General features: G+C 59.9%; 17 protein-coding genes. 7 read left to right on the forward strand and 10 right to left on the reverse strand.

What is annotated here, in order from left to right; genetic code table 11:
• Positions 1-180: 180 nt before the first annotated feature.
• Entirely contained in the window at positions 181-1671 is a 1491-nt protein-coding gene (locus ACE3NW_RS10500; RefSeq protein WP_374283198.1) for a YifB family Mg chelatase-like AAA ATPase, read from the forward strand.
• Positions 1672-1779: 108 nt separating this feature from the next.
• Here ACE3NW_RS10500 and ACE3NW_RS10505 read toward each other — a convergent pair whose 3' ends face one another.
• A complete protein-coding gene (locus ACE3NW_RS10505) occupies positions 1780-2913 on the reverse strand; it encodes a D-alanyl-D-alanine carboxypeptidase family protein (protein WP_374283134.1) in 1134 nt (377 codons plus the stop codon).
• Positions 2914-3400: 487 nt separating this feature from the next.
• On the opposite strand from ACE3NW_RS10505, the gene ACE3NW_RS10510 reads away from it, so the two are divergent.
• A complete protein-coding gene (locus tag ACE3NW_RS10510; RefSeq protein WP_374283136.1) occupies positions 3401-4228 on the forward strand; it encodes a cyclopropane-fatty-acyl-phospholipid synthase family protein in 828 nt (275 codons plus the stop codon).
• Positions 4229-4309: 81 nt separating this feature from the next.
• Here the strand turns inward: ACE3NW_RS10510 and ACE3NW_RS10515 are convergent, their stop codons facing one another.
• The 6 genes from ACE3NW_RS10515 to recA form a co-directional block, all read right to left on the reverse strand.
• Positions 4310-4765: an AsnC family transcriptional regulator gene (locus tag ACE3NW_RS10515; protein WP_374283200.1), complete on the reverse strand. Its 456-nt coding sequence runs from the start codon at positions 4763-4765 to the stop codon at positions 4310-4312.
• Between the two features lie 68 nt (positions 4766-4833).
• Entirely contained in the window at positions 4834-6075 is a 1242-nt protein-coding gene (ahbD, locus tag ACE3NW_RS10520) for a heme b synthase (RefSeq protein WP_374283138.1), read from the reverse strand.
• On the reverse strand, positions 6075-7061 hold the full coding sequence (gene hemB / locus ACE3NW_RS10525) for a porphobilinogen synthase (RefSeq protein ID WP_374283140.1): 987 nt from the start codon (positions 7059-7061) through the stop codon (positions 6075-6077). Before hemB ends, ahbD begins: the two co-directional genes overlap by 1 nt.
• Positions 7062-7349: 288 nt before the next feature.
• On the reverse strand, positions 7350-8534 hold the full coding sequence (gene ahbC, locus ACE3NW_RS10530) for a 12,18-didecarboxysiroheme deacetylase (protein ID WP_374283142.1): 1185 nt from the start codon (positions 8532-8534) through the stop codon (positions 7350-7352).
• Positions 8535-8544: 10 nt separating this feature from the next.
• A complete protein-coding gene (gene alaS / locus ACE3NW_RS10535; RefSeq protein WP_374283144.1) occupies positions 8545-11220 on the reverse strand; it encodes an alanine--tRNA ligase in 2676 nt (891 codons plus the stop codon).
• Between the two features lie 78 nt (positions 11221-11298).
• Positions 11299-12381 (reverse strand): recombinase RecA, encoded by a 1083-nt coding sequence (gene recA / locus ACE3NW_RS10540; RefSeq protein ID WP_215648310.1) that lies wholly within the window; start codon positions 12379-12381, stop codon positions 11299-11301.
• Between the two features lie 212 nt (positions 12382-12593).
• On the opposite strand from recA, the gene ACE3NW_RS10545 reads away from it, so the two are divergent.
• The 5 genes from ACE3NW_RS10545 to ACE3NW_RS10565 all read left to right on the forward strand — a co-directional run bounded on the left by ACE3NW_RS10545 (position 12594) and on the right by ACE3NW_RS10565 (position 19183).
• Positions 12594-13763, forward strand: coding sequence for a tRNA(5-methylaminomethyl-2-thiouridylate) methyltransferase (locus tag ACE3NW_RS10545; protein WP_374283147.1), 1170 nt, complete (start codon positions 12594-12596; stop codon positions 13761-13763).
• Positions 13764-14096: 333 nt separating this feature from the next.
• Positions 14097-14459 carry an RNA polymerase-binding protein DksA gene (gene dksA, locus ACE3NW_RS10550; protein WP_374283149.1) on the forward strand — a complete coding sequence of 121 codons (363 nt, stop codon included), beginning with the start codon at positions 14097-14099 and terminating at the stop codon, positions 14457-14459.
• A gap of 454 nt (positions 14460-14913) precedes the next feature.
• Positions 14914-16632: an NFACT RNA binding domain-containing protein gene (locus tag ACE3NW_RS10555; protein WP_374283151.1), complete on the forward strand. Its 1719-nt coding sequence runs from the start codon at positions 14914-14916 to the stop codon at positions 16630-16632.
• A 37-nt stretch (positions 16633-16669) separates the two neighbouring features.
• A complete protein-coding gene (locus ACE3NW_RS10560; protein ID WP_374283153.1) occupies positions 16670-17410 on the forward strand; it encodes a hypothetical protein in 741 nt (246 codons plus the stop codon).
• A 342-nt stretch (positions 17411-17752) separates the two neighbouring features.
• The gene (locus tag ACE3NW_RS10565) at positions 17753-19183 is read left to right on the forward strand and encodes a hypothetical protein (protein WP_374283155.1); all 1431 of its coding nucleotides are present in this window, start codon (positions 17753-17755) and stop codon (positions 19181-19183) included.
• 172 nt (positions 19184-19355) lie between these two features.
• On the opposite strand, the gene ACE3NW_RS10570 is transcribed toward ACE3NW_RS10565, so the two are convergent.
• From ACE3NW_RS10570 to nifJ, 3 genes are all read right to left on the reverse strand, one after another.
• Positions 19356-20567 carry an acetate kinase gene (locus ACE3NW_RS10570; protein ID WP_374283157.1) on the reverse strand — a complete coding sequence of 404 codons (1212 nt, stop codon included), beginning with the start codon at positions 20565-20567 and terminating at the stop codon, positions 19356-19358.
• A 173-nt stretch (positions 20568-20740) separates the two neighbouring features.
• Positions 20741-22855 (reverse strand): phosphate acetyltransferase, encoded by a 2115-nt coding sequence (gene pta, locus ACE3NW_RS10575; RefSeq protein WP_374283159.1) that lies wholly within the window; start codon positions 22853-22855, stop codon positions 20741-20743.
• Between the two features lie 191 nt (positions 22856-23046).
• Complete coding sequence (gene nifJ / locus ACE3NW_RS10580) at positions 23047-26583, reverse strand: pyruvate:ferredoxin (flavodoxin) oxidoreductase (RefSeq protein ID WP_374283161.1); 3537 nt, start codon at positions 26581-26583, stop codon at positions 23047-23049.
• Positions 26584-26621 lie beyond the last annotated feature (38 nt).

Below are 26621 nucleotides of genomic sequence, written 5' to 3' on the forward strand. Positions count from 1 at the left end.
AGTGGGCAGTTTTCCGGATGGTCACGCTGCCCTGATGTTGGTGGCTGCCCGCCTGCGCTATATGGCAGGCCAAAAGTGGGGTACGCAACGGTATATGAACATGAACCAAGAGATATCGGTTTAAAACTAGGGCATTCGATGCCAGGTACATTCCAGGCTTCATCGATTGGCTGCTACAAAATGTGCGAAAAATTCTGGACACTACCGGAAGTGGACTTCGTGCGTCAGGGCCTGCCCGGCTTTACCATGGTGGGGCTGGCAGAAACCGCCGTGCGCGAGGCCAAGGACAGGGTTTTTGCGGCCCTGCGCTCCTGCGGTTTCAAACTGCCGCCTGCGCGTGTTACGGTAAACCTTGCGCCCGCGTGGCGGCGCAAAAGCGGCGCAAGCTATGATCTGCCCCTGGCCGTGGGCCTGCTGGCGGCGGCGGGCATCATACCCGCCGAGCCCTTGCAGGGCATGTACTTTGCCGGAGAGCTGTCGCTCAACGGGGCTTTGCGCCCGGTAAGCGGGGTGTTGCCCCTGGCCCTGCTGGCGCGCCAGCAGGGAGCCGCCGGGCTGGTGGTTCCTCCGGCAAACGGCGCGGAAGCAGCGGTGGTGCGCGGGCTTCAGGTTTTTGCGCCAGAGGGGCTGGGGCGCTGCGCGGCCTTTCTGGCTGGCGCAGAACCGCTGGAACCCCTGTGCGAACCCGTGGCCGATACGCTTGCCCCCCCGGCTTACAGTCAGGATTATGCCGAAGTCAAAGGGCAGGAGGCCGCCAAGCGCGCGCTGGAAGTGGCGGCGGCGGGCGGTCACAATGTACTGCTTATCGGCCCGCCCGGCAGCGGCAAGACCATGCTGGCCCAGCGGCTGCCATCCATTCTTCCCCCGCTGGATTTTGAGGAATCACTGGAAGTTACAAAAATTTACAGTGTTTCTGGCAAATTACCGCCCGAAGCCGGGCTTATCCGTGTGCGGCCCTTCCGCGCGCCACACCACACCATTTCTGATGTTGCCCTTGTGGGCGGCGGCGGATACCCCCGCCCCGGCGAGGTGAGCCTTGCCCACAGGGGCGTGCTCTTTCTGGACGAACTGCCAGAATTTCGCAAAACCGCCCTTGAGGCCCTGCGCCAGCCCCTTGAGGGGGGCGTTGCCGCCATTGCACGGGCAGCCCACAGCGTGACCTTTCCTGCCGCGTGCATGCTGGTGGCAGCCATGAACCCTTGCCCCTGCGGGTACTACGGCGACCCCACGCACCAGTGTACCTGTCGCGAAGACCAGAGGGTACGCTATCAGTCGCGTCTTTCGGGCCCCATGCTTGACCGTATCGACGTGCATGTGGAGGTTCCCGCCGTGGCCTACGCCGATTTTCGCGGTGCTGGCAGCGGGGCCAGTTCTGCCCAGATGCGCGAGCGCGTGCTTCAGGCCCGTGCCGTGCAGCGGGCGCGTTACGGCAGCAATGGGCCGCGCTGCAATGCGGAACTTTCGGGCGCGCTGCTTGACAAATATTGCGCTCTTGATGCCGAGGGCCATGCGCTCATGGAGGCCGCCGTCAACCGGCTGTCGCTTTCTGCCCGTGCCTGCGCACGGGTGCTGCGCATGGCGCGTACCATTGCCGATCTGGATGACGCCGCAGCCATAGGAACCCGCCATCTGGCAGAGGCCGTATCGCTGCGGGTGCTCGACAGGGGCTAGCCGCACATCCCAGCCCGCAGTTCCGTGGGCTTGCTTATCTGCCATAAATGACAAAACGCCCGTGGGCTCAGGCTCACGGGCGTTTTTGCGCAAAATTCTGTTTGGGCGCTAGCTGGCGTTGTTGGCAACGCGGCGGGCAGCCTGGCCGTCGTTGCTGTTGTGGCGCTGGCGGGCGGCTTTTTCCACATTTTTCTTCTTGGCCTTTGCGGCCTTGGCCTGCTTGTCGCGGTTGGCGGCCTTGGCGCGGTGAACGGTCTGCGCGCCTTCGCCGTGGTCTGCCGCCACAAACTGGTGGTAGGCCTCGCGGGCGTTTTTGCGAATATCGGGGTGGTATTTTTCGCGAGGCAGGGTGTCCAGCGCGGCCACAACCGTGGGGGCCTCGTTGCTGCACACTTCAAAGCCAGCGTCCAGCAGGCGGAAGGCTTCAATGCTGCGCAACTGCGAATCGGGCGCGCCCATGATGACGGCCAGCAGGCGTTTGTCGCCCTTGAGCGCCGTAAAGATCAGGTTGTAGCCAGAGGCGTTGATCCAGCCGGTTTTCAGGCCGTCTGCACCGGGGTACTGGCCCAGCAGCGGATTTTTGTTCCAGGTGATCCGGCCACGGTAGTTCAGCACATGGGTATTGTGAAAACGCAGGGCGTCGGGGTAGGCGTGCAGATAGGCGCGCGCAAGGGTGAGCATGTCGCGGGCGGTGGTGTACTGCCCCTTGGCGGGCAGGCCGTGGGGATTGACAAAGCAGCTGTCGCGCATGCCCAGGGTGCGGGCCTTGGCGTTCATCATGTTGATAAAGGCGGGCACAGAGCCGCCCACATATTCCGCCATGGCGGTGCTGGCATCGTTGCCAGAAGAAACAGCCATGCCGGTGAACAGCTGTTCAAGCGTTACCTGCTCGTTTTCATTAAGGCCCATGCGCGAGCCGCCGGTGCGGGCCGCATTGCGGCTGACAATGGTGGTATTGTCCATGCTGGCCAGGCCAGCGTTGACCTGATCCATGGCAAGAAACATGGACATGACCTTGGTCAGCGAAGCCGGGGGAATGTGCTGGTCGGCATTCTGCTCAAAAAGTACGGCATCGCGGTCGAGGTCGTACAGAATTGCAGAGCAGACGCCAAGCGAACTTTCTGCCGGTATGGCCGGGGCGGAAAAAACCTGGCCCGCCTGCGCCAGCAGTGTGGCGCAAACCAGCAAGGTAAGGGCTAGGAGCGAGCGGAGCGGCGGGCAAAAACGACGGGTGCTTGTCATGCACAGTCCTTATGCGTTGGCTGAACGTCAAGCCTCAAGTGCGCTGCGCTGCGCGGCGGTAACGGTAAACCGTAGGGTCGCGGGCGTATGGATTGAGGAAGGCCACAGGGAAAAGTTTAGAGATTTACTAAACGGCGTAACGCAATGCTTGTGTACTAAAGATAGGCATTTATGGCAAGCATGCAGATAAACGCGTATTTGTATTGTCATTATTTGTAGTTGTATTGGTGCGCCAAATGTGCGGCCCGTCACGGGCAAAAAAGGGATTGTATGTCGTTGCAGCGGCGGCAGGTGGGGCACAGACCCGCACGCAGAATCTTAAAAATACTGAATGGGCTTGTTTGCCACACGGAGCCATTTTAGTTCTGAAACAAGAAGTGGAATGCCTTTGACTTGGGGATGACGTAGTGTGTTTTTTGCAAGATGTGCGCAGGGCAGGGCTTTTGCGATCTGGATGATTGCAGGCTTTGGAGCAAGGAAAAATTTAATGTGTTCTGTGCTGCATGCAGAAAAGGCCGTGGAGGCCTTTATTCTCAAAGGGCATTTGGCAGAAAGGGAGGTTATTGTGCTTGATATTCCCCGTATATTTACCATTACAGAAAGCGAACACCGCATTCACAATCCCTACACATCATCAAAACTTGCCACCCTTGGCGCGGCTTTGCGGTTGAAACCGGAAGCACGTGTGCTTGATCTGGGCAGTGGTTCGGGCGAGATGCTGTGTACCTGGGCGCGCGATCACGCCATTGTGGGCACGGGCATAGACATGAGCCCCCTGTTTTGCAAACAGGCAGAGCAGCGGGCCAACGAGCTTGGCGTTGCGGGGCGGGTCAGCTTTATCCACGCCGATGCTGCGGGCCATGTTGCCAGCGAAAAGGTGGATGTGGCGGCCTGCATCGGAGCCACATGGATTGGCGGCGGCGTGGCAGGCACCATAGAGCTTTTGTCGCGCAGTCTTTGCCCCGGCGGCCTGATTCTTGTGGGTGAACCCTACTGGCTGCGCCTGCCGCCCACTGAAGATATTGCCACCGGCTGCGGCGCAACCGGCATTGCCGATTTTCACACTCTGCCGGGCCTTGTGGCTTCCTTTGGTGAGCTTGGTTACGATGTGGTGGAAATGGTGCTGGCCGATCAGGCGGGCTGGGACAGGTACGAAGCCGCCAAGTGGCTGACCATGCGGCGGTGGCTTGCGGCCAACCCGCACGACGAATTTGCCGCCGAGATTCGCAACCAGCTCAGCACAGAGCCTGTGCGCTATGTTACCTATACCCGCGAATACCTTGGTTGGGGCGTTTTTGCGCTCATGGCCCGCTGACAGGGCAGACATGCCACAAAAAAGCCGGTGTGATCGGATTTTCCGAAAACACCGGCTTTGTGCTTTTGTCTGCGCCGCGAATCAGGCGTCTGCATCCATGCGAAAATCCACACGGATTTTAAACAGTCTGGTGGCTGGCAGGTTGAGAATGGCAATGCCCGTGTCTGCCGAAATGGCGTCCAGCGTTGCCTGGCTTTCCTCGCGTGAGGGGCTGATAAGCGTAAACCAGATGTTGTAGGCGTGCTCGCGCAGGTAGTTGTGCGTTACGCCGGGGCAGGCGTTAACCCGCGCCACAAAGTCATCCATCTTGTTGTCCGGCACTTTTGCGGCGCACAGGGTAGAAACAAAACCCAGTTTGGCCGACTGAAAGTTTGCGCCAAGACGGCGGATAATCTTGCGGGCCTTGAGGCCGCGCACACGTTCCAGCGCTTCTTCTTCGCCGATGCCAAGCATCTGGCCCAGGTCGGCGTAGGGGCGCGGCGTGAGCGGAAAGCCAGTCTGGATGATATCCAGCAGTTGCCGGTCCACGCTGTCCATTAGCGCTTCGGCAGTGGCAGGGGTGGCCGTGTGGGCCGTGGGCTGCGTCATGGAGTTCCTCGTGTGGTTCAGGGGTTTTCCTTGCGGCGCATCTTGGCCGGAATATAGGTACACAGGGGTTCCTCGCCCATGTGGTCGCCGTCCATGCTGTGGGCGCGGGCGCGGCAGCCGCCGCAAACCTTGTGGTATTCGCACACGCCGCACTTGCCCGTGTAGGTAGACTGGTCGCGGAACTGCAAAAAGTACTTGCTCTCGCGCCATATCTGCGGAAAGGGCGTTTCGCGCACATTGCCGCAGTTCAGTTCAAGGTAGCCACAGGGCTGCACCTGCCCCACATGGCTGATAAAGCAGAAGCCCGTGCCGCCAAGGCAGCCACGGGTGAGCGCGTCCATGCCAAAGGTTTCGGGCGTAACGCTGATGCCTTCTTCCTTGGCGCGCTGGCGCATGATGCGGTAGTAGTGCGGTGCGCAGGTGGCCTTGAGGTGCATGCTCGTACCCTTGCGAAAATCGTACAGCCAGTGCAGCACGTCTTCGTATTCCTGCGCGGTGATCACCTGATCGGCCAGGCCAGAGGCGCGGCCCATGGGAACCAGCAAAAAGATGTGCCATGCGGCTGCGCCAATGCGCTCGCACAGCTCGAAAATCTTTTTGAAACTGCTCAGGTTGTTGCGGGTGACCGTGGTGTTGATCTGAAAGGGCATGCCCACGGATTTGAGGTATTCGATGCCGCGCAGCGAGGCCTCGAATGCACGGGGAACCCCGCGAAAACTGTCGTGGCTGGGCGCGTCTGGCCCGTCAATGGAGATGGAGCAGCGGTTGACGCCGGCATCCTTGATTTTTTGCGCTGTTTCGGGGGTGAGCAGTGTGCCGTTGGGCGAAAAGGCGCAGGGCAGGCCCTTGCTGTGGGCATAGGCCACCAGTTCGTACACGTCGGGCCGCATCATGGGGTCGCCGCCGGTAAAGATGATGATGGGCTTGCCCACCTGCGGAAAGGTGTCGATGAGGGCCTTGGCCTCTTCGGTTGAGAGTTCGCCGGGGTAGGGTTCTGGGTGTGCCTCGGCGCGGCAGTGCTTGCAGGCGAGGTTGCATGAACGGGTTACTTCCCAGGCAATGAGGCGGCAGGCGGGGCTGCCGTCTTCAAGGGTGCGCAGGGGGGCGGAAATGCCGTCGGGGTGGCCGGATGCGGGATTGCCAGCAGCGCCCGCTGCATGGCCTCCTGGGTGTCCGCCGGGGTGGCCTCCCGGATGACCGCCCATATGCCCCCCTGGATGTCCGCCGGGGTGGCCCATGTGGTGGGGATTGTTGCTCATTATCGTGCCAGTCCTTCACGCAGGATGGTTTCTGTAAAGTAGGTGATGATCATGTCGGCCCCGGCGCGCTTGAGCCCCGTGAGCGATTCCAGCATCACGGCGCGTTCGTCAATCCAGCCATTGAGGCCAGCGGCGCGGATCATGGAATATTCGCCGCTTACCTGATAGGCGCACAGGGGTACGCTGGTATTGTCGCGCACCGTGCGGATGATGTCGCTATACGGCCCTGCGGGCTTGACGATAAGGGCGTCCGCGCCTTCCTCAAGGTCGGCAAAGGCTTCAAGCAGGGCCTCGCGGGCGTTGGCCGGGTCCATCTGGTACGATTTGCGGTCGCCGCATGCCGGGGCACTTTCTGCCGCTTCGCGGAAGGGGCCGTAGTAGGCCGAGGCGTATTTGACGGCGTAAGACATGATGGGCGTGGCCGTAAGCCCGCCCTCGTCCAGTGCCTCGCGTATGGTGGCCACGCGGCCATCCATCATGTCCGAGGGGGCCACCATGTCTGCGCCAGCGGCCGCATGGCTCACGGCAGTCTTGGCCAGCAGGGGCAGGGTGGCATCGTTGAGCACTTCGCCGTCGGGCATCAGAATGCCGCAGTGCCCGTGACTCATGTATTCGCACAGGCATACGTCTGTGATGACATAGAGCTTGGGCCAGCGGTGCTTGAGCAGGCGTACTGCCTGCTGCACAATGCCGTCTTCGGCATACGCGCCAGAGGCCTTCTCGTCCTTGGTTTCGGGAATGCCGAACAGGATAACGGATTTCAGGCCCGTATCCACAGCCCGCTCCACCTGTTTTTCCAGCTCGCCAAGGCTGAGCTGAAACTGGCCGGGCATGGAGCCGATTTCTTTACGAAAGCCCTTGTCGGCGGTTTCCACCACAAAGTAGGGCATGATGCAGTCTTCAACAAGCAGGGGCGCGGTTTCGCGCACCAGGGTGCGGAGTTCGGGGGTGGCGCGCAGGCGGCGGCCCCGGTGGAATGTGGTCATGGCTGTTGTCCTTTGTTCTGCGTGTGCAGGTCGGTGCTTGGCCAGCCTGTGCAGCAGGTGCTGCCGGTATTGCAAGTGTATGTGCAGCAGATGCGGGGCGCGTGGGCGCGGGCCCGCACTGCCAGATTGCCTGTTGTAAACTATGCCCTGCTTCGCGCTTAAAAAACAAGCGGCGCACCCGTGCGGAACGTAGCAGGCTACGACCGGGGCGCGCCGCCATGCTTGCACATTTAGCGGAAAAAGGGCTGCGTGTGCTCGCCGTTAAGCAAGCATTTCAAGCATAAACGGCTACTTGATGCCGATTTCCTCATCCGTCAGGTAGCAGGCCGGGTCCTGCGCCCATTCGTCGCCGTAGAAGGCTTCGGCACGGGCGCGGAAGTTGCCGCCGCAGATGTTCAGGAACTGGCACTTGGCGCAGCGTCCCTTGACGTGGGTTTTCTTGTCCTTGAGCTTGTGCAGCAGTTCGATCTGCGGGTCGTCCCAAATCTGCGAGAAGGGGCGTTCAAGCACGTTGCCAAAGGTGTGGTCGCGCCAGAACTGGTCTGCGTGAACCTTGCCGTCCCACGAAATACAGCCAATGCCACGGCCAGAGCTGTTGCCCTCGTTGTACTGCAAAAGCTCAAACACTTCTTCGGCCCTTTTGGGATCTTCGCGCTTCATGCGCATCCACACATAGGGGCCGTCGGCGTGGTTGTCCACGGTGAGAATTTCCTTGGGCTTGCCCGCTTCAAACAGGGCGCGGGTTTCGTCCATGATGAGGTCGAGCACCTGGCGGGTTTCGGCGTGGTCAAGGTCTTCCTTGATCAGTTCGGAACCACGGCCAGAGTACACCAGATGGTAAAAACAGGCGCGGGGTACTTCCAGATCATTGAGCAGGCGGAAGATGCCGGGAATTTCGGCCACGTTGCGCTTGTTGATGGTAAAGCGCAGGCCCACCTTCAGGCCTTCGGCCTGGCAGTTGGCAATGCCCTCAAGGGCTTTTTTGAAAGCGCCGGGCACGGCACGGAACTTGTCGTGTACGGCTTCCATGCCGTCCAGCGAAATACCAACGTAGGAAAGCCCCACTTCCTTGAGTTCGCGGGCCTTTTCCTTGGTGATGAGCGTGCCGTTGGTGGAAATGACCGCACGCATGCCCCTGGAGGTGGCGTGGCTGGCAAGCTCTACAAGATCCTTGCGCACCAGCGGTTCGCCGCCAGAGAACAGCATGACCGGCGCACCGTAGGCGGCCAGATCGTCGATCATGGCCTTGGCCTGCGTGGTGTTGATGTCGTCCGAGCCGTCCACTTCAATGGCGTGTGCGTAGCAGTGTACGCACTTGAGGTTGCAACGCTGGGTCATGTTCCAGACCACAACGGGCTTTTTATCTTTAGAGAACTGCAACAGGTGCGAGGGCAGTTTGCCCGATTCGCGTCCGTAACGCAGGGCGTCGGAAGGCTCGACCTGTCCGCAATACAGTTTGGAAATGCCTATCATGGCTTGATCCTTATTGTTCGATGCGTTGTTTCAGCACGGCAAAGGCCTCGTCAATTCCCTCGGCCTTTGTGCCGCCCGCCTGTGCCATGTCGGGTCTGCCGCCGCCGGAACCGCCGCAGGGGGCGGCCACATCCTTGATGAGGGCGGGGGCAGTGAATTTGCCGTGCAGGTCTTTGGAAACATACAGCAAAAGTCCAACTTTGCCGTCTTCTGCCGTGGCCAGACAGGCAACGGCATTGTCAGAAAGGCGCGAACGCACGTCGTCCATGATTTCGCGCAGGGCTTTTACAGGAACATTGTCCAGCTTGGCGGCCAGCAGGCGCACGCCGTTCACTTCCTGTGCGCGGGCGGCCAGGTCGGCCCCGGTCACAGGCGCGGCTGCGGCCTTTTCAGAGGCTTTGCGCAGCTTTTTAACATCATTTTGCAGGGCGCTTACGCGTTCGGCCAGCTGGCCGGGGCGCGCCTTGAGCTGGCTGGCAAGGGCCGCAAGCTCTGCACGCTGCTCCATGGCCTGGGCGTAGGCATTCCAGCCCGTTACGGCTTCGATGCGCCGCGTGCCTGCGGCCACGCCGCTTTCGGAAACAATCATGAAGGCTCCGGCCTCGCCGGTGCGTTCAAGGTGTGTGCCGCCGCACAGTTCAACCGATTCAGGTTCGCTCTTTTCCGCGCCGGAAACTGTGAGCACGCGCACAATATCGCCATATTTTTCGCCAAACAGGGCCATGGCGCCGGTTGCCATGGCTTCGGCCACGGGCATTTCCCTGGCGGCCACGGTAAGGTCGGCCATGATGGCGCGGTTTACATCGCGCTCCACAGCGGCCAGCTCTTCAGGCGTAAGGGCGGCAATGTGCGAAAAGTCAAAGCGCAGCCGGTGCGGATCAACCAGCGAACCGGCCTGCTTGACGTGCGAACCGAGCGCACGGCGCAGGGCCGCGTGCAGCAGGTGGGTGCAGGTGTGGTTGCGGGCCGTGGATTTGCGCTGGTCGGCATCTACCTTAAGGGTGACTTCGCCGCCCTTGTGCAGTTCGCCCTTGGTGACTTCAATTTCGTGTACCAGCAGGGTGGGCGCGGGCTTGTGGGTGGTGACCACCCTGGCCTCGCCCGAAAGGCTTGCAAGTGTGCCCATGTCGCCAGCCTGACCGCCGCCCTCGCCGTAAAAAGGCGTGGCTGCGGTGATGGCGTAGCCGGTATCGCCCTCGCCAAGGTCGTTCACCTGTTCACCCGCGCCGTTGAGCAGCAGGGTGATCTGGCTTTTTTCCGTAAGGCGCTCGTAGCCCACAAAGGTACTGGTTACGCCAGCATCCACCAGGGGTTTGAAAACATTTGCGCCGTCGGCCTGGCCCAGCAGGCCGCCCTTTTTCTGATGATCGCGGGCGCGCTTGCGCTGTTCGGCCATGTGCTTTTCAAAACCGGCGCCGTCGGCGGTAAAGCCGCGCTTTTCGGCCACGTCGGTGACGATATCGAGCGGAAAGCCGTAGGTATCATACAGCTTGAAGCAGAATTCGCCTGCGATCTGCGTTTTGCCAGCGGCCTTGAGGGCGGCCAGTTCTTCGTCCAGCAGCTCCAGACCTTTTTGCAGGGTAAGGGAGAAGCGCTGCTCTTCCTCATGCACCGCGCGGGCGATAAAGTCGGCGTGTTCGATCAATTCGGGGTAGGCATCGCCCATCACCTCGGTAACCTTGCGGGCCACCTTGTGCATGAAGGGCTCGTTGACGCCCATGAGCGTGGCAAAGCGCAGGGCGCGGCGGATCAGGCGGCGCAGCACATAGCCACGGCCCTCGTTGGAGGGCAGCACGCCACCAGCCACCAGAAAAGCGGCAGAACGGCTGTGGTCGGCAATAACGCGCAGGGCCGTGTCCACATCGTTGGTGTTGGGCGCGCTGAAGCTGTAACTTACGCCAGCCAGCGAGGCCGCGTACTGGATGATCTCCTGAAACAGGTCGCAGTCGAAGTTGGAGCGTTTGCCCTGGGCAACGGCGGCCATGCGTTCAAGGCCCATGCCCGTATCAATATTGGGATTGGCCAGCGCCACCCGCGTTCCGTCGGCAGACTGGTCAAACTGCGTGAACACGAGGTTCCAGATTTCAAGAAAACGGTCGCAGTCGCACTTGCCAATGCCGCATTCGAGGCCGCACGACATGTCTTCGCCCTGGTCCACGTAAATTTCGGAGCAGGGGCCGCAGGGGCCGGTGTCGCCCATGGTCCAGAAGTTGTCCTTTTCGCCCATGCGCACGATGCGGTCGGCGGGCAGCCCGGCAACCTCGGCCCAGATGGCGGCGGCTTCGTCGTCATCGCGAAACACTGTCACCCACAGTTTTTCCTTGGGCAGTTCAAGCTCAACGGTCACAAATTCCCAGGCCCAGGTAATGGCCTCGCGCTTGAAATAGTCGCCAAACGAAAAGTTGCCCAGCATTTCAAAAAACGTGTGGTGGCGCGCGGTGCGGCCCACGTTTTCAAGGTCGTTGTGCTTGCCCGAAACGCGCAGGCACTTCTGACATGTGGTGGCACGGCTGTATGCGCGTTTTTCTTCACCCAGAAACAGCTTTTTAAACTGCACCATGCCCGCGTTGGTAAACAGCAGGGTGGGGTCGTTGGGCGGAATGATGGGGCCGGATTCCACAATTTCGTGCTGGTAGCGGTGGAAAAATTCGAGGTAGCGGCGGCGTATTTCTTTGGCGGTGAGCATTTACTGGCTCCGTAATGGGGTCTGCGCGGGCAACGACCGCGCACCAACAGGGCGCGCGGTCGCAGATAATAATGGCCTTTATTCGTAAGTGGGCGCGGGGGCTTCCCCTTCGTCCAAATCTTCTACTGTGGGCGTGAATTCCTTGGGGTTTAGCCCCAGAAATTCCACAACCTTGGCTTCGATCTGGTTGCGCAGATCAAGATTTTCGTCCAGCAGCGCGCGTACTTTTTCGCGGCCCTGGCCGAGTTTTTCGCTGCCAAAGGCAAACCACGAGCCGCTCTGGTCGATGATTTTGGCTTCAATGCCAAGGTCGAGCAGTTCGCCAGAACGCGAGATGCCCTGACCATACAGAATATCAAAGATGGCGCTGCGGAAGGGCGGGGCAACCTTGTTTTTGACCACCTTGACCCTGGTGCGCGAACCAAACGATTCTTCCTTGTCCTTGAGGGTCTGGATGCGCCGGATGTCGAGGCGCACGGAAGAATAGAACTTGAGCGCATTGCCGCCGGTGGTGGTTTCGGGGCTGCCGTAGCCGGTCACGCCGATCTTCATGCGTATCTGGTTGATAAAGATCACGGACGTGCGCGACTTGTGGATGGTGCCGGTGAGGCGGCGCATGGCGTGCGACATCAGGCGGGCATGGCCGCCCACCTGTGATTCGCCCATGTCGCCCTCCAGTTCGGCCTGCGGAATAAGCGCGGCCACAGAGTCAACCACCACAAGATCAACCGCACCAGAGCGCACGAGCATGTCGGCAATATCCAGTGCCTGTTCGCCGTAGTCGGGCTGCGAAATGAGCAGCTCGTCCGTGTTTACGCCAAGGCGTTTGGCATACGACACGTCAAGGGCGTGTTCTGCGTCCACAAAGGCGCATGTGCCGCCCATTTTTTGGCATTCGGCGATAATGTGCAGGGTGAGCGTGGTTTTACCCGAAGATTCCGGGCCAAAAATTTCGCTGATGCGCCCACGCGGTATGCCGCCCACGCCCAGGGCCAGATCAAGGCCTATGGAACCTGTGGGAATAACAGGAATATTGACATGGGCGTCGTCGGAAAGCTTCATCACTGCGCCCTTGCCGTACTTGCGCTCAATGGTGGCAAGTGCGGTTCCCAAGGCCTCAGCGCGCGCGTTTTCCTGACTCATGGCTGGTTTTTTGGCCATAGCTCATTGCTCCGGGTAAGAATATCTTCAAGCTCATAAGTATAACAGAGCAAGCCCGGCAAGGCAAATGGTGCGTGTTTGAATGGCCTGCGGGCGCTCATGGCAATAATTGATTATAATTCTCAATAAAAGCAAAATCAAGGCCGAAAAGGGCGGGAAAAGGCCGCCAGCGCTACTTGCGCAGCGGCGCTTGCTGTCGTACAAGCGCGGGCATGAGCGATTCTCCACAAATCATTGTTTTGTTTTCTGGTGGGCTGGACAGCCTTTTGACTGCAAAACTTCTTGAAAGTCAGGGCCTTTCCGTCCGTTGCCTGCATTTTTATACGCCTTTTTTCGGGGGCGAGGCCCTGGCGGCCCGCTGGCGTAAAACGTATGGGCTCGATATCGCGTGTCAGAATGTGGGCCCGCAGTTTGCGGAAATGCTGCGCCAAAGGCCAGAGCACGGCTTTGGCAAGGTGCTGAACCCCTGCGTTGACTGCAAGATTCTGCTGCTTCGCGAGGCCCGCAAGTATATGGAAAGCGTGGGCGCGCAGGCGCTTGCCACCGGCGAGGTGCTGGGGCAGCGCCCCATGTCGCAGCGGCGCGACACGCTGAATGTGATTTTGCGCGACGCGGGCGTGAGCGATGTTTTGCTGCGCCCCCTGTGCGCCCTGCATCTGCCGCCAACCCCGGTGGAAGAAAGCGGGCTTGTGGACCGCTCGCGCCTGTTGGGCATCTGGGGCCGTGGCCGAACCGAGCAGCTGGCCCTCGCCAAAAAATTTGGCATTACGGAAATTCCCACACCTGGGGGCGGCTGCCGCCTTACCGAGCGCGAAAACGCCCGCCGTTACTGGCTGGTGCTCACGCGCCTGCCAGAACCCACCACAAGCGATTTTACCCTTGCCAACCTTGGCCGCCAGTTTTGGCACAGCCAGAATGATGCCCACTACTGGCTGTGCGTTGGCCGCAACAGCGCCGACAACGATCTGCTGGCCGCTGCCGCCGGGCCAGACGACCTTGTGCTGCGCATGCGCGATATGCCCGGCCCGCTGGCTCTTGCCCGCAATGGGGCATTATGGCCGCAAGAGGTGCTGCGCACCGCCTGCCAGATGACGGCCTCTTACGCGCCCAAGGCTGTGGCCACCGGCGGGGATGTTTTTGTGCGCGCCCGCAGGGGTGAGGAATTCAATGACGTGTGCGTTCCCACACAGCGCTGCGAAGACCTGTGGAACGAACCTGCCTGGGATGAGATCAAGGGTTTTATCCGCGCAGAGGCCAGAGAACGGCAGGCCGTGCAGGATGCGGCCAAGGACGCGGCCAGGGCTGCGGCGCGCGAGGCCCGCTATGAGGCAGAGCGGCTTGAGGCCGGGCTGCCCGGCGGCGAGGAAAGTTCGCAAGCCTGATTGTAACGCAAATGTCATTTCTTGCAGCATGTTGCCTGCCAAGCCCCGGTTCTGGATAGCTCCCAGCCGGGGCTTGCTGTTTGCGCTGCGCCTGCACGGTTGCACGCTTTACAGATTCTTGAGTGCGCAGCTTTACAAAGATTGCGCATGTAGCTATATGAGTCCATTGCATCAAAAGAGCATTTTCACTGCGAGGTGCTCTGAGCGGGCCATGCCGCAGCATGGCTGGCCGAAGCGGGATAAGCGGCACAAATCGCTTGTGCCAGCTCCCGTGCCCGGCTTACTCAGTAGACCGTTCATGCGCCCCCCAGCGGCGTCCGCCGGAGGATTTAAATGGATCACAAGGATTTGGAATACTTTCGCAAGCTTCTTTCTGGCATGCTTGAAGAAGCGAAGCAGAAGGGCGACAGCACCCTTGAAGAACTGACGGATAGCAACGAAGTGTTCGCCGACCCGGCAGACCGCGCCACTGCAGAATCAGACAGGGCGTTTACCCTGCGCATCCGTGACCGCGAGCGCCGCCTGATCCGCAAGATCCAGGCTGCCCTCACCCGCATTGACGATGGTACTTACGGGATCTGCGAAGACTGCGGCGACGACATCAGCGTCCCCCGCCTCAAGGCCCGGCCTGTGACGCGTTTGTGCATCAACTGCAAGGCCAAACAGGAAGAAGACGAACATCTTCGCGGCGATTAACGTCAGTTTGCCATAGCGGCACTGCTCTCTTTGCTTTTTTGGCCAGGCGGGTTACTGCGCCCACGCAAACCCGCTTGAGCCTGTCTGTGTGCGCGTATGCGCGCAAGGCAGAGGCTTGCCGTACAGAATCTAGCTGGCTTGCCGGGCTGTGCGCCCCACAGCACAACTGCGGCCTTGCGCCAGAGATGTGCCCAGCGTTTTGCGCCAGCCAGCCGCAGCGGTTGCCTTGCCGTGCGCGGCCTCTGCTGGCTTTGCCGGTTGCGCCCGCCGATGTCCAGCGGTGCGCACAGCAACATGGCCCAGCGTGCTGCCCTGCTTGCAGCCTGCCAACGCGTTGGGGCGTGCCCAGTTTTCTCAGCTGGTTTTTGCCAGTCCTGTAGCCGGGCCAGCGGCCCCTGTAGTGTCCCTGCCGTCACCCCATGCCCCACCTCATCCCGCAAGCCGGGTTTTTTCTATGGATGCCCACCTTTTTCGTCGTTGCTGCGAAGATCTGATCCCCCTGCTTGTGGGAGCGCGGATCGAGAAAATTCAGGTACCCGCTGACGGCCTTTTGGCCCTCATGATCTACAGCGGTGGGCGCAAGCGGCAGCTTTGCCTGCGCTTTGGGCGCAAGGATCCGTTTTGCTTTGTGACAGCCCAGCGCATCAGTGTGGGGCGCGCGCCCTCGGCCCCCATCATGCGGCTGCGCAAGTATGCTGCGGGGCGGCGCATTGCCGCCTGCGTGCCGCAGTGGAGCGAACGGCGTTTGTGGCTATTGCTGGGCGGCAATACTGATATCTCAAGCCGCGCGGCTGGCGATGGCGAATCAGCTGACGGTTCTGCCGCACAGGCCGTGGCCGGGCCCTGCCTCACATGGCTGCTGCTCGATCTGCGCGAAGGCGCAAGCCTGAAATTTCTTGCCGATGCCGACACACCTGAAGAAGACCAGCCCCCGTGGCCAGCGCCGGAAGAACTGGCGGCGGCCCTGCAAGACTGGCGGCAGTGGGCGGTGCTCACGCCTGCCCTGCGCCGTACCCTGGCCTGTCTGGACGAGCCGGAGCAGTGGGCCCTGCTGGAAGATCTGCGCCTTGGCGGCGGCGACCTTTTTTGTTACGGCGCGGAAAATCCGGCCACGGCCCCCGCAGAGGCCCAATCCCAGCCCGACGGCGCAGTTGACACCCCCGCCATGCCCCGGCCCGTACTTGGTATCAGCGCCTGGCCCCTGCCGTCTGCCCTGCAACAGGCTTTGCTGGGCAAGGATACCCAGAACGTTTGCATCAAGGAATTTTATGGGGCAAATGCCCTGGCGCTTTCAGAGTTGGCAGGGCAGGACATTGTGCTCTCGCGCCTTGCGCTGGATCAGGCCAGGGAGGCCGCGCAACCGCTTGACCGCCGCGTGCGCAAGCTTACAAAATTGCTCGACAAACTGCGTGAGGAAGAATCTCGCCTTGGCGGCATGATGGCCTGTCAGGCGGATGCGCTGGCGCTTCAGGCAGAGTTGTGGCGCTGGCCAGCAGATTTTCGTGCCGCCTCGGTGAGTGTGGCCGAAGGCCCGCACGGCCCGGCCCGCGAAATCAAACTGGATTTGCGCCGCTCTGTGCGTGAGGAAATGGCCCGCATGTTCCATACGGCACGGCGGGGGCAGCGCGGCATGGAGCATCTGGCAGACCGCCGCCTGGCACTGGAGGCAGAGCTGGCCTCACTGCGTCAGGCCCGGCACGACAGCCTGCTTGGCGTAACCGCTGGCAATGTGCCAAAGGATGCTGGCGAAAGCCGCGCTGCTGGCTCCGGCCTTGCGGCCACCCTGCCCAAGAATGTGCAGATGTTCATCAGTTCGGACGGATTTGTGCTCTTGCGCGGGCGTGATTCAAAGGGAAATCTGGCTGCGCGCAAGCTGGCGGCTCCCCACGATATCTGGCTGCATGCAGAGAACGGCCCAGGCTCGCACGTAATCATACGCCGCGCGCACGGCGGGCAGGATGTGCCCACCCGTACCCTGGACGAGGCCGGTGCGCTTGCCGCCAGCAAAAGCTGGCAAAGGGATGCTGCGCGGGCGCGCATACAGTATGCCGAGGTGCGCCACGTCAAGCCCATGCGTAACGCGCCAGCGGGCACGGTGCGCATAGACAAGTCGCTGCCCTCACGCGAGGTCGCGGTGGATACTACTCTTGAAGAAAGGCTGATGCCCGGCTAGCCATGGCCTGCCGGTTCAACATAGGGAGAGCGTTTGCATGGATTTTACGGTTGAAGGCAAGAGTTTTCGCGCTGTTAGCATTGGTGCGGTGGTGCTTGGCACAGCGCCGCAGGCCACCAGACAGGCCGTTGTTGTTTCTCTAAATGACGCCGCAGGCACGGCCCTGCGCCTGCCCCGTGGAGAAAAAGGCTGGCAGAGCGCGGCCCTGCGTCTGGAAAACGGCGTAGAAGTGCTGCTGCCCCTGCCGCAAGATGTTACGGTGGACACCGGCGAATCGCTGGTGCTGGGCTGCCTTGGCCCCGTGGCTGCGGCGCAGGAAGGCCCGCTGGGCGATAAGGCTCCCCTGGAAGTCTATGCCGTGCGCAGTGCAAACGCAGCCTCTGCCGGGGGCGAATCTGCCGCGCCGGGCTACTTTTTTGTTGATGCCGCCACGCTGATGAAGCGCTGTGGTCTGGCCCGCGCCACCCAATATGCGGTGGAAAAATACCCTCTCAAAAAAGTCTGCAAGGTCAGCGCCATTATCTTTATTGTGGGGTTGGTGTGCTTCAGCTTTCTCATGCATCTTTTTACGGAGAGTATGGACGAACTGGTGAGCCGTCTGCCCGAAGCCCTGCTGATGAGCGCAAAGTTCGGTGGTGTTTCTGCCCTTGTGGTGGCTGTTGGCGGTGGGCTTTTTGTCAAAAGCTCCAATGACTATAACAGCAAGAAGCAGTATGAAAACTACGCAAGGCAGTTTGAGCAGGCCATGGTCGAGGTGCTGGTTTCCCCTGCTGCCTGAGTTTTCTGGTTTTTGGTGGCGTGTGCAGCCATTGTTGAGGGTCGTCTTTGGGCGGCCTTTTTTATGAAATGCTGATAATTCCCCAAAAGCACAAATGCATAATTTTATTTTGCCCACAGCCGTAATATAATTGTATCAAACGTGTGTCATGTTGCGGCATTCCAGATACTTTTATTCAAACTTACAGGTAGTTATCGCCAATGACTCGGCATGCAAACTGAAACAATACTGTAATCTGCCAGTCCCTTTGCCCTGTGATGATTTGCCAGATAGTGCAGAGTTCGGCTGATCTGCCTTGGATGGCAGGTGCAGGGTGCAAAACTGATTGCGGGAGAACGCAAAATGCAAAAATGTAAGTTGTGGGTGTGCAGTATTCTGTTTGCTGCGGTAATGGCGGTTGCCTCTGTTTCTGGGGCATCAGACCTTGTTATGCTGCAAAGAGAGGGTTGGGATCCTACTGTCCGGCAGAGCATTAACGAAATGTTTGTTCTCTATGGCAAGGGCAGCCCCAATTATAACCCTTCCATACGGCCTTACGCTGTATTTGATTTTGACAATACTGTTTCAATTCTGGATGTGGAAGAACAGCTTGCCATCTATCAGCTCGAACACATGCGATTTGCCATAAAGCCAGAGCAGATGTACGCGGTGCTGACAACAGGCGTGGCGGATATCAATATGGATTTGGGCAAGGAATTTAACAACCTGACAGTGGCCAAGGTGGCGGCAGATGCCGCAGCAGCCTATAAGCGACTGTACTCGCAGGGTTATGTTTCGTCGGCGGGCGTTTACGGCGAAAAAATGCAAAAAATGCAGGCGGGCGACGACTGGAAGGAATTTGCCACCAAGGTGCGCTGGCTCTACGATGCCATTGGCGACACCATGGATGTCTCTGTCTCGTACCCATGGATCACCTACTGGTTTACGGGTATGACCCCGCAGCAGGTTTACGGCATGGCGCACGAGGCCTTTGTGCAGTACCGCAAGGCCAGCGCCGACCCCGCCTTTTGGCAAAAGCGCAAGTGGCAGAGCCCCGCTGGTTACAAGGGCAGCAAGGCCGGGCAAGTCTCGGTTTCGTACAAGCAGGGCATCACCGTATCTGCCGAGATTCAGGAACTGTTCCACGCGCTTGAGGCCAATGGTTTTGACGCCTGGGTGTGTTCGGCCTCGTTTATTGATGTTATTTCTGCTGCTGTAAGCCCCGAAGTTTTTGGCATTGAGGGTGTGGACGGCGTGCTGGCCATGACTAACAAGGAACAGAGCGGCAAGTACCTCAACGATTATGATTATGCTTTTCATGCCCAGACGCAGGGCAAGGGCAAAACGCTGAGCATTTCAAAGCTGATTGCGCCTTTGTACCGTGGTCGCGGCCCGGTTTTTGTGGCCTTTGACTCACAGGGCGACTTCAATTTTGTGAGTGAATATGCTGATACAGCCGTGGCCCTTGGGCTCAACCGCGCACGCAAGGACGATGCGGGTATTCTGGCCGCCGTTGCCCTGTATCAGAACAAGAAAAAAATCACCGTGGCCAAGGCGGTGCAGCAGGGCAATACCCGTTATCTGTTGCAGGGGCGCAATGAAAACGGCGGGTATTTGTGGCCTCGCCCCGAAGTGCAGCAACTTGGCAAAGACAAGCCCGAACTGCTCAGCAGCAAGGCCGAAGGCTGGCTGAAAATGCTTGAAAGCGGCACGCCCGTGCCCGTGCTGATCAACGACGCACCCAAGCTCACTGGCAAGCTCAAAACCTACGACGGGTACAAATCCATACGTTAGTGTAACGCCGCAGCCCCCCATACTGTTCATTTCTGTTTCAGGCTGTTGCAAAAAGTCTGCTGGTTAAAAGTGGGCATGTGCGCCCCTTTTTTTCCTCAAGCTTAAGCCATAACAAAAGGCCGCCCCGAAAGAAGGCGGCCTTTTCTATTGAGGCAAACCCTGTGGAGTGGGCTTACTTTTTCAGCACTTCCACCGTGGCAAGAGCGATTTGCAGCTCTTCGTTGGTGGGGATGATGATAACGGGAATTTTGCTGTCGGGCGTGGTGATAATGCGCGCACCGGGCTTGCGGGTTCCGTTTTCTTCCTTGTTGAGCTTGATGCCAAAGGCTTCGAGGCCTTCGCAGACCATGGCGCGCACGATGTCGTCGTTTTCGCCAATGCCGGCGGTGAATACCAGGGCATCCACGTTGCCTTCAAGCAGGAAGAAGTAGGAGCCAAGGGTCTTTTTGATGCTGCGCACAAGCAGCTTGAGGGCCAGCTCTGCGCGGTCATTGCCCTTTTCCACCTGGGCATGCACATCGCGCATGTCGGTGTAGCCGCACAGGCCCAGCAGGCCCGACTTCTTGTTCATCAGGGTGTCGGCCTCGGCGGGGGTAAGGCCCTTCTTTTCCATGATAAAGGGCACAATGGCCGGGTCAATGGTACCGCAGCGGGTTCCCATCACAAGGCCTTCCAGAGGGGTAAGGCCCATGCTGGTGTCAAAGCACTTGCCGTTTTTGACGCAGCTCATGGAAGAGCCGTTGCCAAGGTGCATGGTGATGGAGCGCAGCTCGGAAAGGGGCTTGCCAAGGAACTGGGCAGTGGCGTTGGCAATGTACTTGTGCGAAGTGCCGTGGAAGCCGTAGCGGCGGATGCGCAGTTCTTCGTACATTTCGTAGGGCAGGGCGTACATGAAGGCTTCCTTGGGCATGCCCATGCCGAATTCGGTGTCGAACACGGCCACGTTGGGAACGCCGGGGAAGAGCTTTTCAGCCACTTCAATGCCCATGAGGTTGGCAGGGTTGTGCAAGGGGCCAAGCACGGCGCATTCTTCCACAATCTGCTTCACACGCTCGTTGACCAGCACCGGGTCGCTCACGGCTTCGCCGCCGTGCAGCACGCGGTGGCCGATGGCGTAGATTTCGCTCTTGTCCTTGATCACGCCCTTTTCGGCGTCGGTCAAAAGGGCGATAACCAGTTCCATGGCTTCCACATGGGTGGGGAAGAAAGCCTCGCGAACCAGCTTTTCTTCTTTGTCCGTATCAGGAGCGATTTTGTGGGTAAGGCGTCCGCCTTCCTGGCCAATGCGTTCGGCAAGGCCAGTAGCGAGCACGGCGCGCGTGTCCATTTCGAGCAGCTGGTACTTGCAGGACGAAGAACCCGCGTTGATCACCAGAATTTTCATAACTATCCCTTTCTTCAACTTGTTTGTGTCTGATCGCGGGCTGGCGGTAGGTGGCGCATGCCTTGCGTCAGCGGTGTAATTATAGGCACAGGCCCTCAAAACGGCCTGGCATGGCGGCTTGCCGCAGGGGCAAACCGCCATGGGCCGAACGGTGGGCTGGTGGTATTGATTGGCTACTGCTGCTTGGCTGCGGCTTTTTCGGCTGCGGCCTGCACGGCAGTAATGGCAACGGTGTTGACGATATCGGGCACGGTGCAGCCGCGCGAGAGATCGTTGACAGGCTTGTTAAGGCCCTGAAGCACCGGGCCGATGGCCACGGCACCCGCAGCGCGCTGCACAGCCTTGTAGGTGTTGTTGCCCGTGTTGAGATCGGGGAAGATGAACACGGTGGCCTTACCGGCAACCTTGCTGTCGGGCATCTTGGTTTTGGCAACCGAGGGGTCAATGGCGGCGTCGTACTGCAAGGGGCCTTCCAGCGCGAGTTCGGGGGCCATTTCCTGTGCTATCTTGGTGGCTTCCACAACCACATCCACGTCTGCACCCTTGCCGGAAGTACCGGTAGAGTACGAGAGCATGGCCACGCGAGGTTCAATGCCAAAAACCTTGGCCGTGTGGGCCGAAGCGATGGCGATTTCTGCCAGCTGCTGGGCCGTGGGGTTGGGGTTGACCGCGCAGTCGCCAAAGGCCAGCACGCGGTCCTTGAGGCACATGAGGAAGACCGAAGAAACCACAGAGAAACCGGGCTTGGTCTTAACAAACTCAAAAGCCGGGCGAATGGTATGGGCCGTGGTATTGACCGAGCCGGAAACCATGCCGTCAGCGTCGTCCTTCTTGACCATCATGGTGGCAAAGTAGGTGGAGTCGCTCATGGTGTCGCGCGCCTGTTCAAGGGTGATGCCCTTCTTTTTGCGCAGTTCGTAATATGTATTGGCGTAGTCATCGAACAGAGCGGATTTGACCGGGTCGATAAGCGTGGCCTTTTCAATGTCCAGACCAAAGGCGCTGGCCTTGGCGCGGATTTCTTCCACGTCGCCCAGCAGAATGATTTCGGCCACATCGCGGCGCAGCAGAATATCGGTGGCGCGCAGAATGCGTTCTTCCGTGCCTTCGGCCAGCACTATGCGCATCTTGTTGGTCTTGGCGCGCTGGATCAGCTCGAATTCAAACATCATGGGCGTGATGCGGCTGCTGCGTTCACTGCCTATGCGGTTTTCGATTTCCTTGCCGTTAACGTACTGTTCAAACAGGCCCAGCACGCTGTTGATCTTGCGCAGGTCACCCGGTTCGATGGGGGCAATAATGCTCTGCAAGGCCATGAAGGATTTGTAGGTGTGGTGCTGGGTCATGAGAATGGGCAGGGGGGAGCCTGTCCAGCCCTCAATAAATTTGCACACCTGGTCAGAGGGGCGAATGCCGCCTGTGAGCAGCACGCCCGCGATATCGGGGGTGGAAGAAGACAGGCGCGAGGCAATGGCTGCCAGCAGCACGTCGGCGCGGTCGCCAGGGGTGACGATAAGCTGGTCTTTGGCAATGTAGCCAAGAATATTGTCCACATGCATGGCGCCGATCAGATAGTCACCCACCAGAGCGTCGAGGCGTTGTTCGCCAAACAGCACTTCCGCGTCCAGACCCTTTTTGACGTCAGCCATGGTGGGCTGGCCAATGGTGGGGTCGTTGGGAACAGAGAAAATAAGGGCGCGGTTGTCCTGCGTGCTGAAGTGGCCGCGCAGTTCGTCCAGCTCGGTCTGTGTGAGGTTGCGGCGGTTCACGATGGTGGCAACCACGTCCAGAGCGTAGGGCTCAAGGCTGTCCATGGTGATCTGGAGCGAATCGCGAATATCCTCGGCGCTCACATTGTAGCCGCTGGTAACCAAGAGAATCGGGCAGCCCAGGTTGGCGGCGATTTCGGCATTGAGCTCGAATTCAAAAACCGGGTCCTTGGCAAGAAAATCGGTTCCGACGCACAGAACGAAATCATAGGTTTCCAGCAGCTTTTTGTACTTCTGGATGATGTTTTCGATAAGCAGGTTGCGTGAACCCTGATTGATGATCTGACGGGCCTCGTGCTGGGTGTAGGCAAAGGTGTCAGCGTAATCAATGTTGAGCTTGAAGTACTCAAGCATCAGATGGATGTCGGGGTCGCGGTCGTCCCACAGAGGTTCGTTGATGATGGGACGGAAAAAGGCCACCTTGCGCATGCTGCGGGTGAGCAGCTGCATGGCCCCAAGGGCAATGGCGCTCTTGCCCGTCATGGGCCCGGTGGCGGTGATGTATAGACCGTTGTGCATAGTGCCTCCCCTGCTGTGCCGGCAGGCTGGCGGATTAACCCGAAAAAAAGGGCGCGAGGGCATTCCTCGCGCCCAGGCCTTTATCCTTTGATCCCAAGCGTGCGACGCAACCCGCGCCCGCAGCATGGGGCTGCCCCCCGGAGGAGTAGCGTATGCTGTCGGGCGCGGTGCGTCATAACGTCAGGCCCCTACTATTCAGCCGTGCTGGCGTCGGGGTAGGGCAGATCAGCCAACTGCTTGAGCATGGCGTAGCGTTCGGCGTAGGCATCGGCCAGTTCCGCACGCAGCTTCTTGGAGACTTCGGGAGCCATCTTTTCCAGCGAGGCAAAACGGGTTTCGCCGCCCAGGAACTCCTGAATGTCAGCAGTGGGAGCCTTGCTGTCGAGCTGGAAGGGATTTTTCTTTTCCTTCGCCAGTTCGGGGTTGTAGCGGTACAGGGGCCAGTAACCGGAAAGCACGGCCATTTTGGCTTCTTCCTGGCTCTTGCCCATGCCCTTGCGCAGACCCTGGTTGATGCAGGGAGCGTAAGCGATGATGAGCGAGGGTCCCTTGTAGGCTTCGGCTTCGCGGAAGGCCTTGAGCACCTGCTGCTTGTCCGCGCCCATGGACACGGAGGCAACGTACACATAGCCGTAGGTCATGGCCATGCGGCCAAGGTCTTTTTTGCCGGTGCGCTTGCCAGCAGCGGCAAACTGGGCCACGGCGCCAAGCGGGGTAGCCTTGGAGGACTGGCCGCCGGTGTTGGAGTACACTTCGGTATCCATCAGCAGCACGTTGATGTCGTCGCCGCTGGCGAGAACGTGGTCGAGCCCGCCGTAACCGATGTCGTAGCCCCAGCCGTCGCCGCCGAAGATCCACACGCTCTTCTTGGTGAAGAGGTCGTCCATGTGCCACAGTTCATGGGCCAGGGGGCTGTCAAAGCCTTCCAGGTTGGCCATGATCAGTTCGCCAAACTTGCGGGAGCCTTCGGCGTCGTCCTTGTTGTCCAGCCAACCCTGAAGGGCTTCCTTCAGTTCGGGCGAAGCGGCTTCGTCCTTGAGGGCTTCCTGAATCTTCATGGCCAGCAGGCCACGGCGCTGTTCGTAGGCAATGCCCATGCCGCAGCCGTATTCGGCGGCGTCTTCAAACAGCGAGTTGCCCCAGGCAGGGCCAAAGCCGTCCTTGTTGGTGCAGTAAGGCGTGGTGGGCGAAGAAGCGCCCCAGATGGACGAGCAGCCCGTGGCGTTGGCCACGATCATGCGTTCGCCGAACATCTGGGTGAGCACCTTGACGTAAGGCGTTTCACCGCAGCCAGCGCAGGCGCCGGAGAACTCGTGCAGGGGCTGCTGCAACTGCGAACCCTTGACGGTGTCACGCGCCATGAGTTCGTCCTTCAGGGCAATGTTGGCATCGGCGTAGGCCAGGTTTTCCTTCTGGGTGGCCAGCTGGGTGTCCAGGGGCTTCATGACCAGAGCCTTGACCTTGGCGGGGCACACTTCGGCGCACGAGCCGCAGCCCAGGCAGTCTTCGGCGTACACCTGAATGCGGAACTTCAGACCCTTGAGTTCCTTGCCGATGGCGTCCTTGGTGGCAAAGGAAGCGGGAGCGCCAGCCAGTTCTGCTTCGGTGGCGAGCACGGGGCGGATGGCGGCGTGGGGGCACACAAAGGAGCACTGGCAGCACTGGATGCAGTTTTCAACCTGCCATTCGGGCACGTCGATGGCGCAGCCGCGCTTTTCGCATGCGGAGGTGCCAAGGGGCATGAAGCCAGCCGGATCCATGGCGGACACGGGCAGCTTGTCGCCCTGCTGGGCCAGAATGGGACGCACAACGGCGCTGATGTATTCGTCGTCGTCGCAGTGGCAGGCTTCGGCGCCTTCGGTGGCAGTGGCCCAGGAAGCGGGGTATTTCACTTCTTCCAGAGCGTCCATGCCCTTGTCCACGGCGGCGATGTTCATGTTGACGATCTTGTCGCCCTTGCTGCCGTAGGTTTTCTTGATGGATTCCTTGAGCAGGCCCACGGCCTTTTCAAAGTCGAGCACGTTGGCAAGCTTGAAGAAGGCGGTTTGCATGATCATGTTGATGCGGCCGCCGAGGCCCACTTCCTGGGCAACCTTGACGGCGTCCACGTTGTAGAACTTCAGCTTTTTGCGGGCGATGACGCGCTTCATGGAGGCGGGCAGGTGCTTTTCCATGTCGGCGAGCGACCAGTTGGAGTTCAGCACAAAGGTGCCGCCTTCCTTGACGCCTTCAAGAATGTCGTACTGGGTCACGTAGGCGGCCTTGTGACAGGCGATGTAGTCGGCCTTGGTGATCAGGTAGGAAGAGGTGATCTGTTCCTTGCCGAAGCGCAGATGCGACACGGTGAAGCCGCCAGACTTCTTGGAGTCATAGGCAAAGTAGGCCTGGGCGTAGAGATCGGTGTTGTCACCAATGATCTTGATGGCCTGCTTGTTGGCGCCCACGGTTCCGTCGGCGCCGAGGCCGAAGAACTTGCACTGCACGGTGCCAGCAGGCACGGTGTCAATTTCTTCTTCCACGTCAAGCGAGGTGTAGGTGACGTCGTCGTTGATGCCCACGGTGAAGTGGTTCTTGGGCTGAAGGGCCAACATGTTGTCGTACACGGCCTTGGCCATGCCGGGGGTGAAGTCCTTGGAGCCCAGGCCGTAGCGGCCGCCCACCAGGGTGGGAGCTTCGCCCTTTTCGAGGAAGGCAGTGCAGACGTCCTGATACAGGGGGTCGCCCAGAGCGCCGCTTTCTTTCGTGCGGTCAAGCACGGTGATGCAGGTCACGCTGGAAGGCAGGGCGCGCAGCAGATGCTCGGTGGAGAAGGGACGGAACAGATGCACCTTCACAAGACCCACGCGCTGGCCCTGAGCGTTGAGGTACTTCACTGTTTCTTCGATGACTTCACAGGAAGAACCCATGGAAACGACAACGCGGTCGGCTTCGGGGTGACCAATGTAATCGAACAGGCGGTACTTGCGGCCGGTGATGGATTCGACCTTCTTCATGTTCTCAAGCACGATGCCGGGCACGGCGTCGTAATAGAGGTTCGAAGCTTCGCGGTTCTGGAAGTACACGTCGGGGTTCTGGGCGGTACCGCGAATGTGCGGATGTTCAGGATTCATGGCGGTGGCGCGGAATTCGGCCACCTTTTCCCAGTTCACCAGAGGACGGATGTCTTCGTAATCAATGGTTTCGATCTTCTGCACTTCGTGCGAGGTGCGGAAGCCGTCGAAGAAGTGGCAGAAGGGCAGGCTGGCGTCGATGGCCGAAAGGTGGGCCACCAGGGCCAGGTCCATGCATTCCTGCACAGAGGAGGAAGCCAGGAAGCAGAAGCCGGTCTGGCGGGCGGCCATCACGTCCTGATGGTCACCAAAGATGGACAGGGCGTGAGAGGCCAGGGCGCGGGCCGAAACATGAAAAACGCCGGGCAGAAGTTCGCCGGCGATTTTGTACATGTTGGGGATCATGAGCAGCAGGCCCTGCGAAGCCGTGTAGGTGGAGGTAAGCGCACCGGCGGCAAGCATGCCGTGTACGGCGCCAGCGGCACCGGCTTCGGACTGCATTTCACGCACGTTGACGATCTGGCCGAGCAGGTTTTTGGCACCCTTGGCGGCCATCTGGTCCATAACTTCGCCCATGACGGACGAAGGGGTGATGGGGTAAATGGCTGCCGTTTCCGACAGGGCGTAGGCAATGTGCGCGGTGGCGTTGTTGCCGTCCATAGTTTTCATATGAGCCATCTGTTCCTCCTTGGCGCCCACAGGCGCGCAATGTTTTT

Origin of the sequence: Desulfovibrio sp. (genome assembly GCF_041907885.1) — a bacterium.
Classification (GTDB): Bacteria; Desulfobacterota; Desulfovibrionia; order Desulfovibrionales; family Desulfovibrionaceae; genus Desulfovibrio.

What these genes read in the sequence shown, in the direction of transcription:
- ACE3NW_RS10500 (WP_374283198.1), top strand. Translation starts at nt 181, where the DNA reads ATGTGCGAAAAATTCTGGACACTACCGGAAGTGGACTTCGTGCGTCAG.
- ACE3NW_RS10505 (WP_374283134.1), bottom strand. Translation starts at nt 2,913, where the DNA reads ATGACAAGCACCCGTCGTTTTTGCCCGCCGCTCCGCTCGCTCCTAGCC.
- ACE3NW_RS10510 (WP_374283136.1), top strand. Translation starts at nt 3,401, where the DNA reads ATGTGTTCTGTGCTGCATGCAGAAAAGGCCGTGGAGGCCTTTATTCTC.
- ACE3NW_RS10515 (WP_374283200.1), bottom strand. Translation starts at nt 4,765, where the DNA reads ATGGACAGCGTGGACCGGCAACTGCTGGATATCATCCAGACTGGCTTT.
- ahbD (WP_374283138.1), bottom strand. Translation starts at nt 6,075, where the DNA reads ATGAGCAACAATCCCCACCACATGGGCCACCCCGGCGGACATCCAGGG.
- hemB (WP_374283140.1), bottom strand. Translation starts at nt 7,061, where the DNA reads ATGACCACATTCCACCGGGGCCGCCGCCTGCGCGCCACCCCCGAACTC.
- ahbC (WP_374283142.1), bottom strand. Translation starts at nt 8,534, where the DNA reads ATGATAGGCATTTCCAAACTGTATTGCGGACAGGTCGAGCCTTCCGAC.
- alaS (WP_374283144.1), bottom strand. Translation starts at nt 11,220, where the DNA reads ATGCTCACCGCCAAAGAAATACGCCGCCGCTACCTCGAATTTTTCCAC.
- recA (WP_215648310.1), bottom strand. Translation starts at nt 12,381, where the DNA reads ATGGCCAAAAAACCAGCCATGAGTCAGGAAAACGCGCGCGCTGAGGCC.
- ACE3NW_RS10545 (WP_374283147.1), top strand. Translation starts at nt 12,594, where the DNA reads ATGAGCGATTCTCCACAAATCATTGTTTTGTTTTCTGGTGGGCTGGAC.
- dksA (WP_374283149.1), top strand. Translation starts at nt 14,097, where the DNA reads ATGGATCACAAGGATTTGGAATACTTTCGCAAGCTTCTTTCTGGCATG.
- ACE3NW_RS10555 (WP_374283151.1), top strand. Translation starts at nt 14,914, where the DNA reads ATGGATGCCCACCTTTTTCGTCGTTGCTGCGAAGATCTGATCCCCCTG.
- ACE3NW_RS10560 (WP_374283153.1), top strand. Translation starts at nt 16,670, where the DNA reads ATGGATTTTACGGTTGAAGGCAAGAGTTTTCGCGCTGTTAGCATTGGT.
- ACE3NW_RS10565 (WP_374283155.1), top strand. Translation starts at nt 17,753, where the DNA reads ATGCAAAAATGTAAGTTGTGGGTGTGCAGTATTCTGTTTGCTGCGGTA.
- ACE3NW_RS10570 (WP_374283157.1), bottom strand. Translation starts at nt 20,567, where the DNA reads ATGAAAATTCTGGTGATCAACGCGGGTTCTTCGTCCTGCAAGTACCAG.
- pta (WP_374283159.1), bottom strand. Translation starts at nt 22,855, where the DNA reads ATGCACAACGGTCTATACATCACCGCCACCGGGCCCATGACGGGCAAG.
- nifJ (WP_374283161.1), bottom strand. Translation starts at nt 26,583, where the DNA reads ATGGCTCATATGAAAACTATGGACGGCAACAACGCCACCGCGCACATT.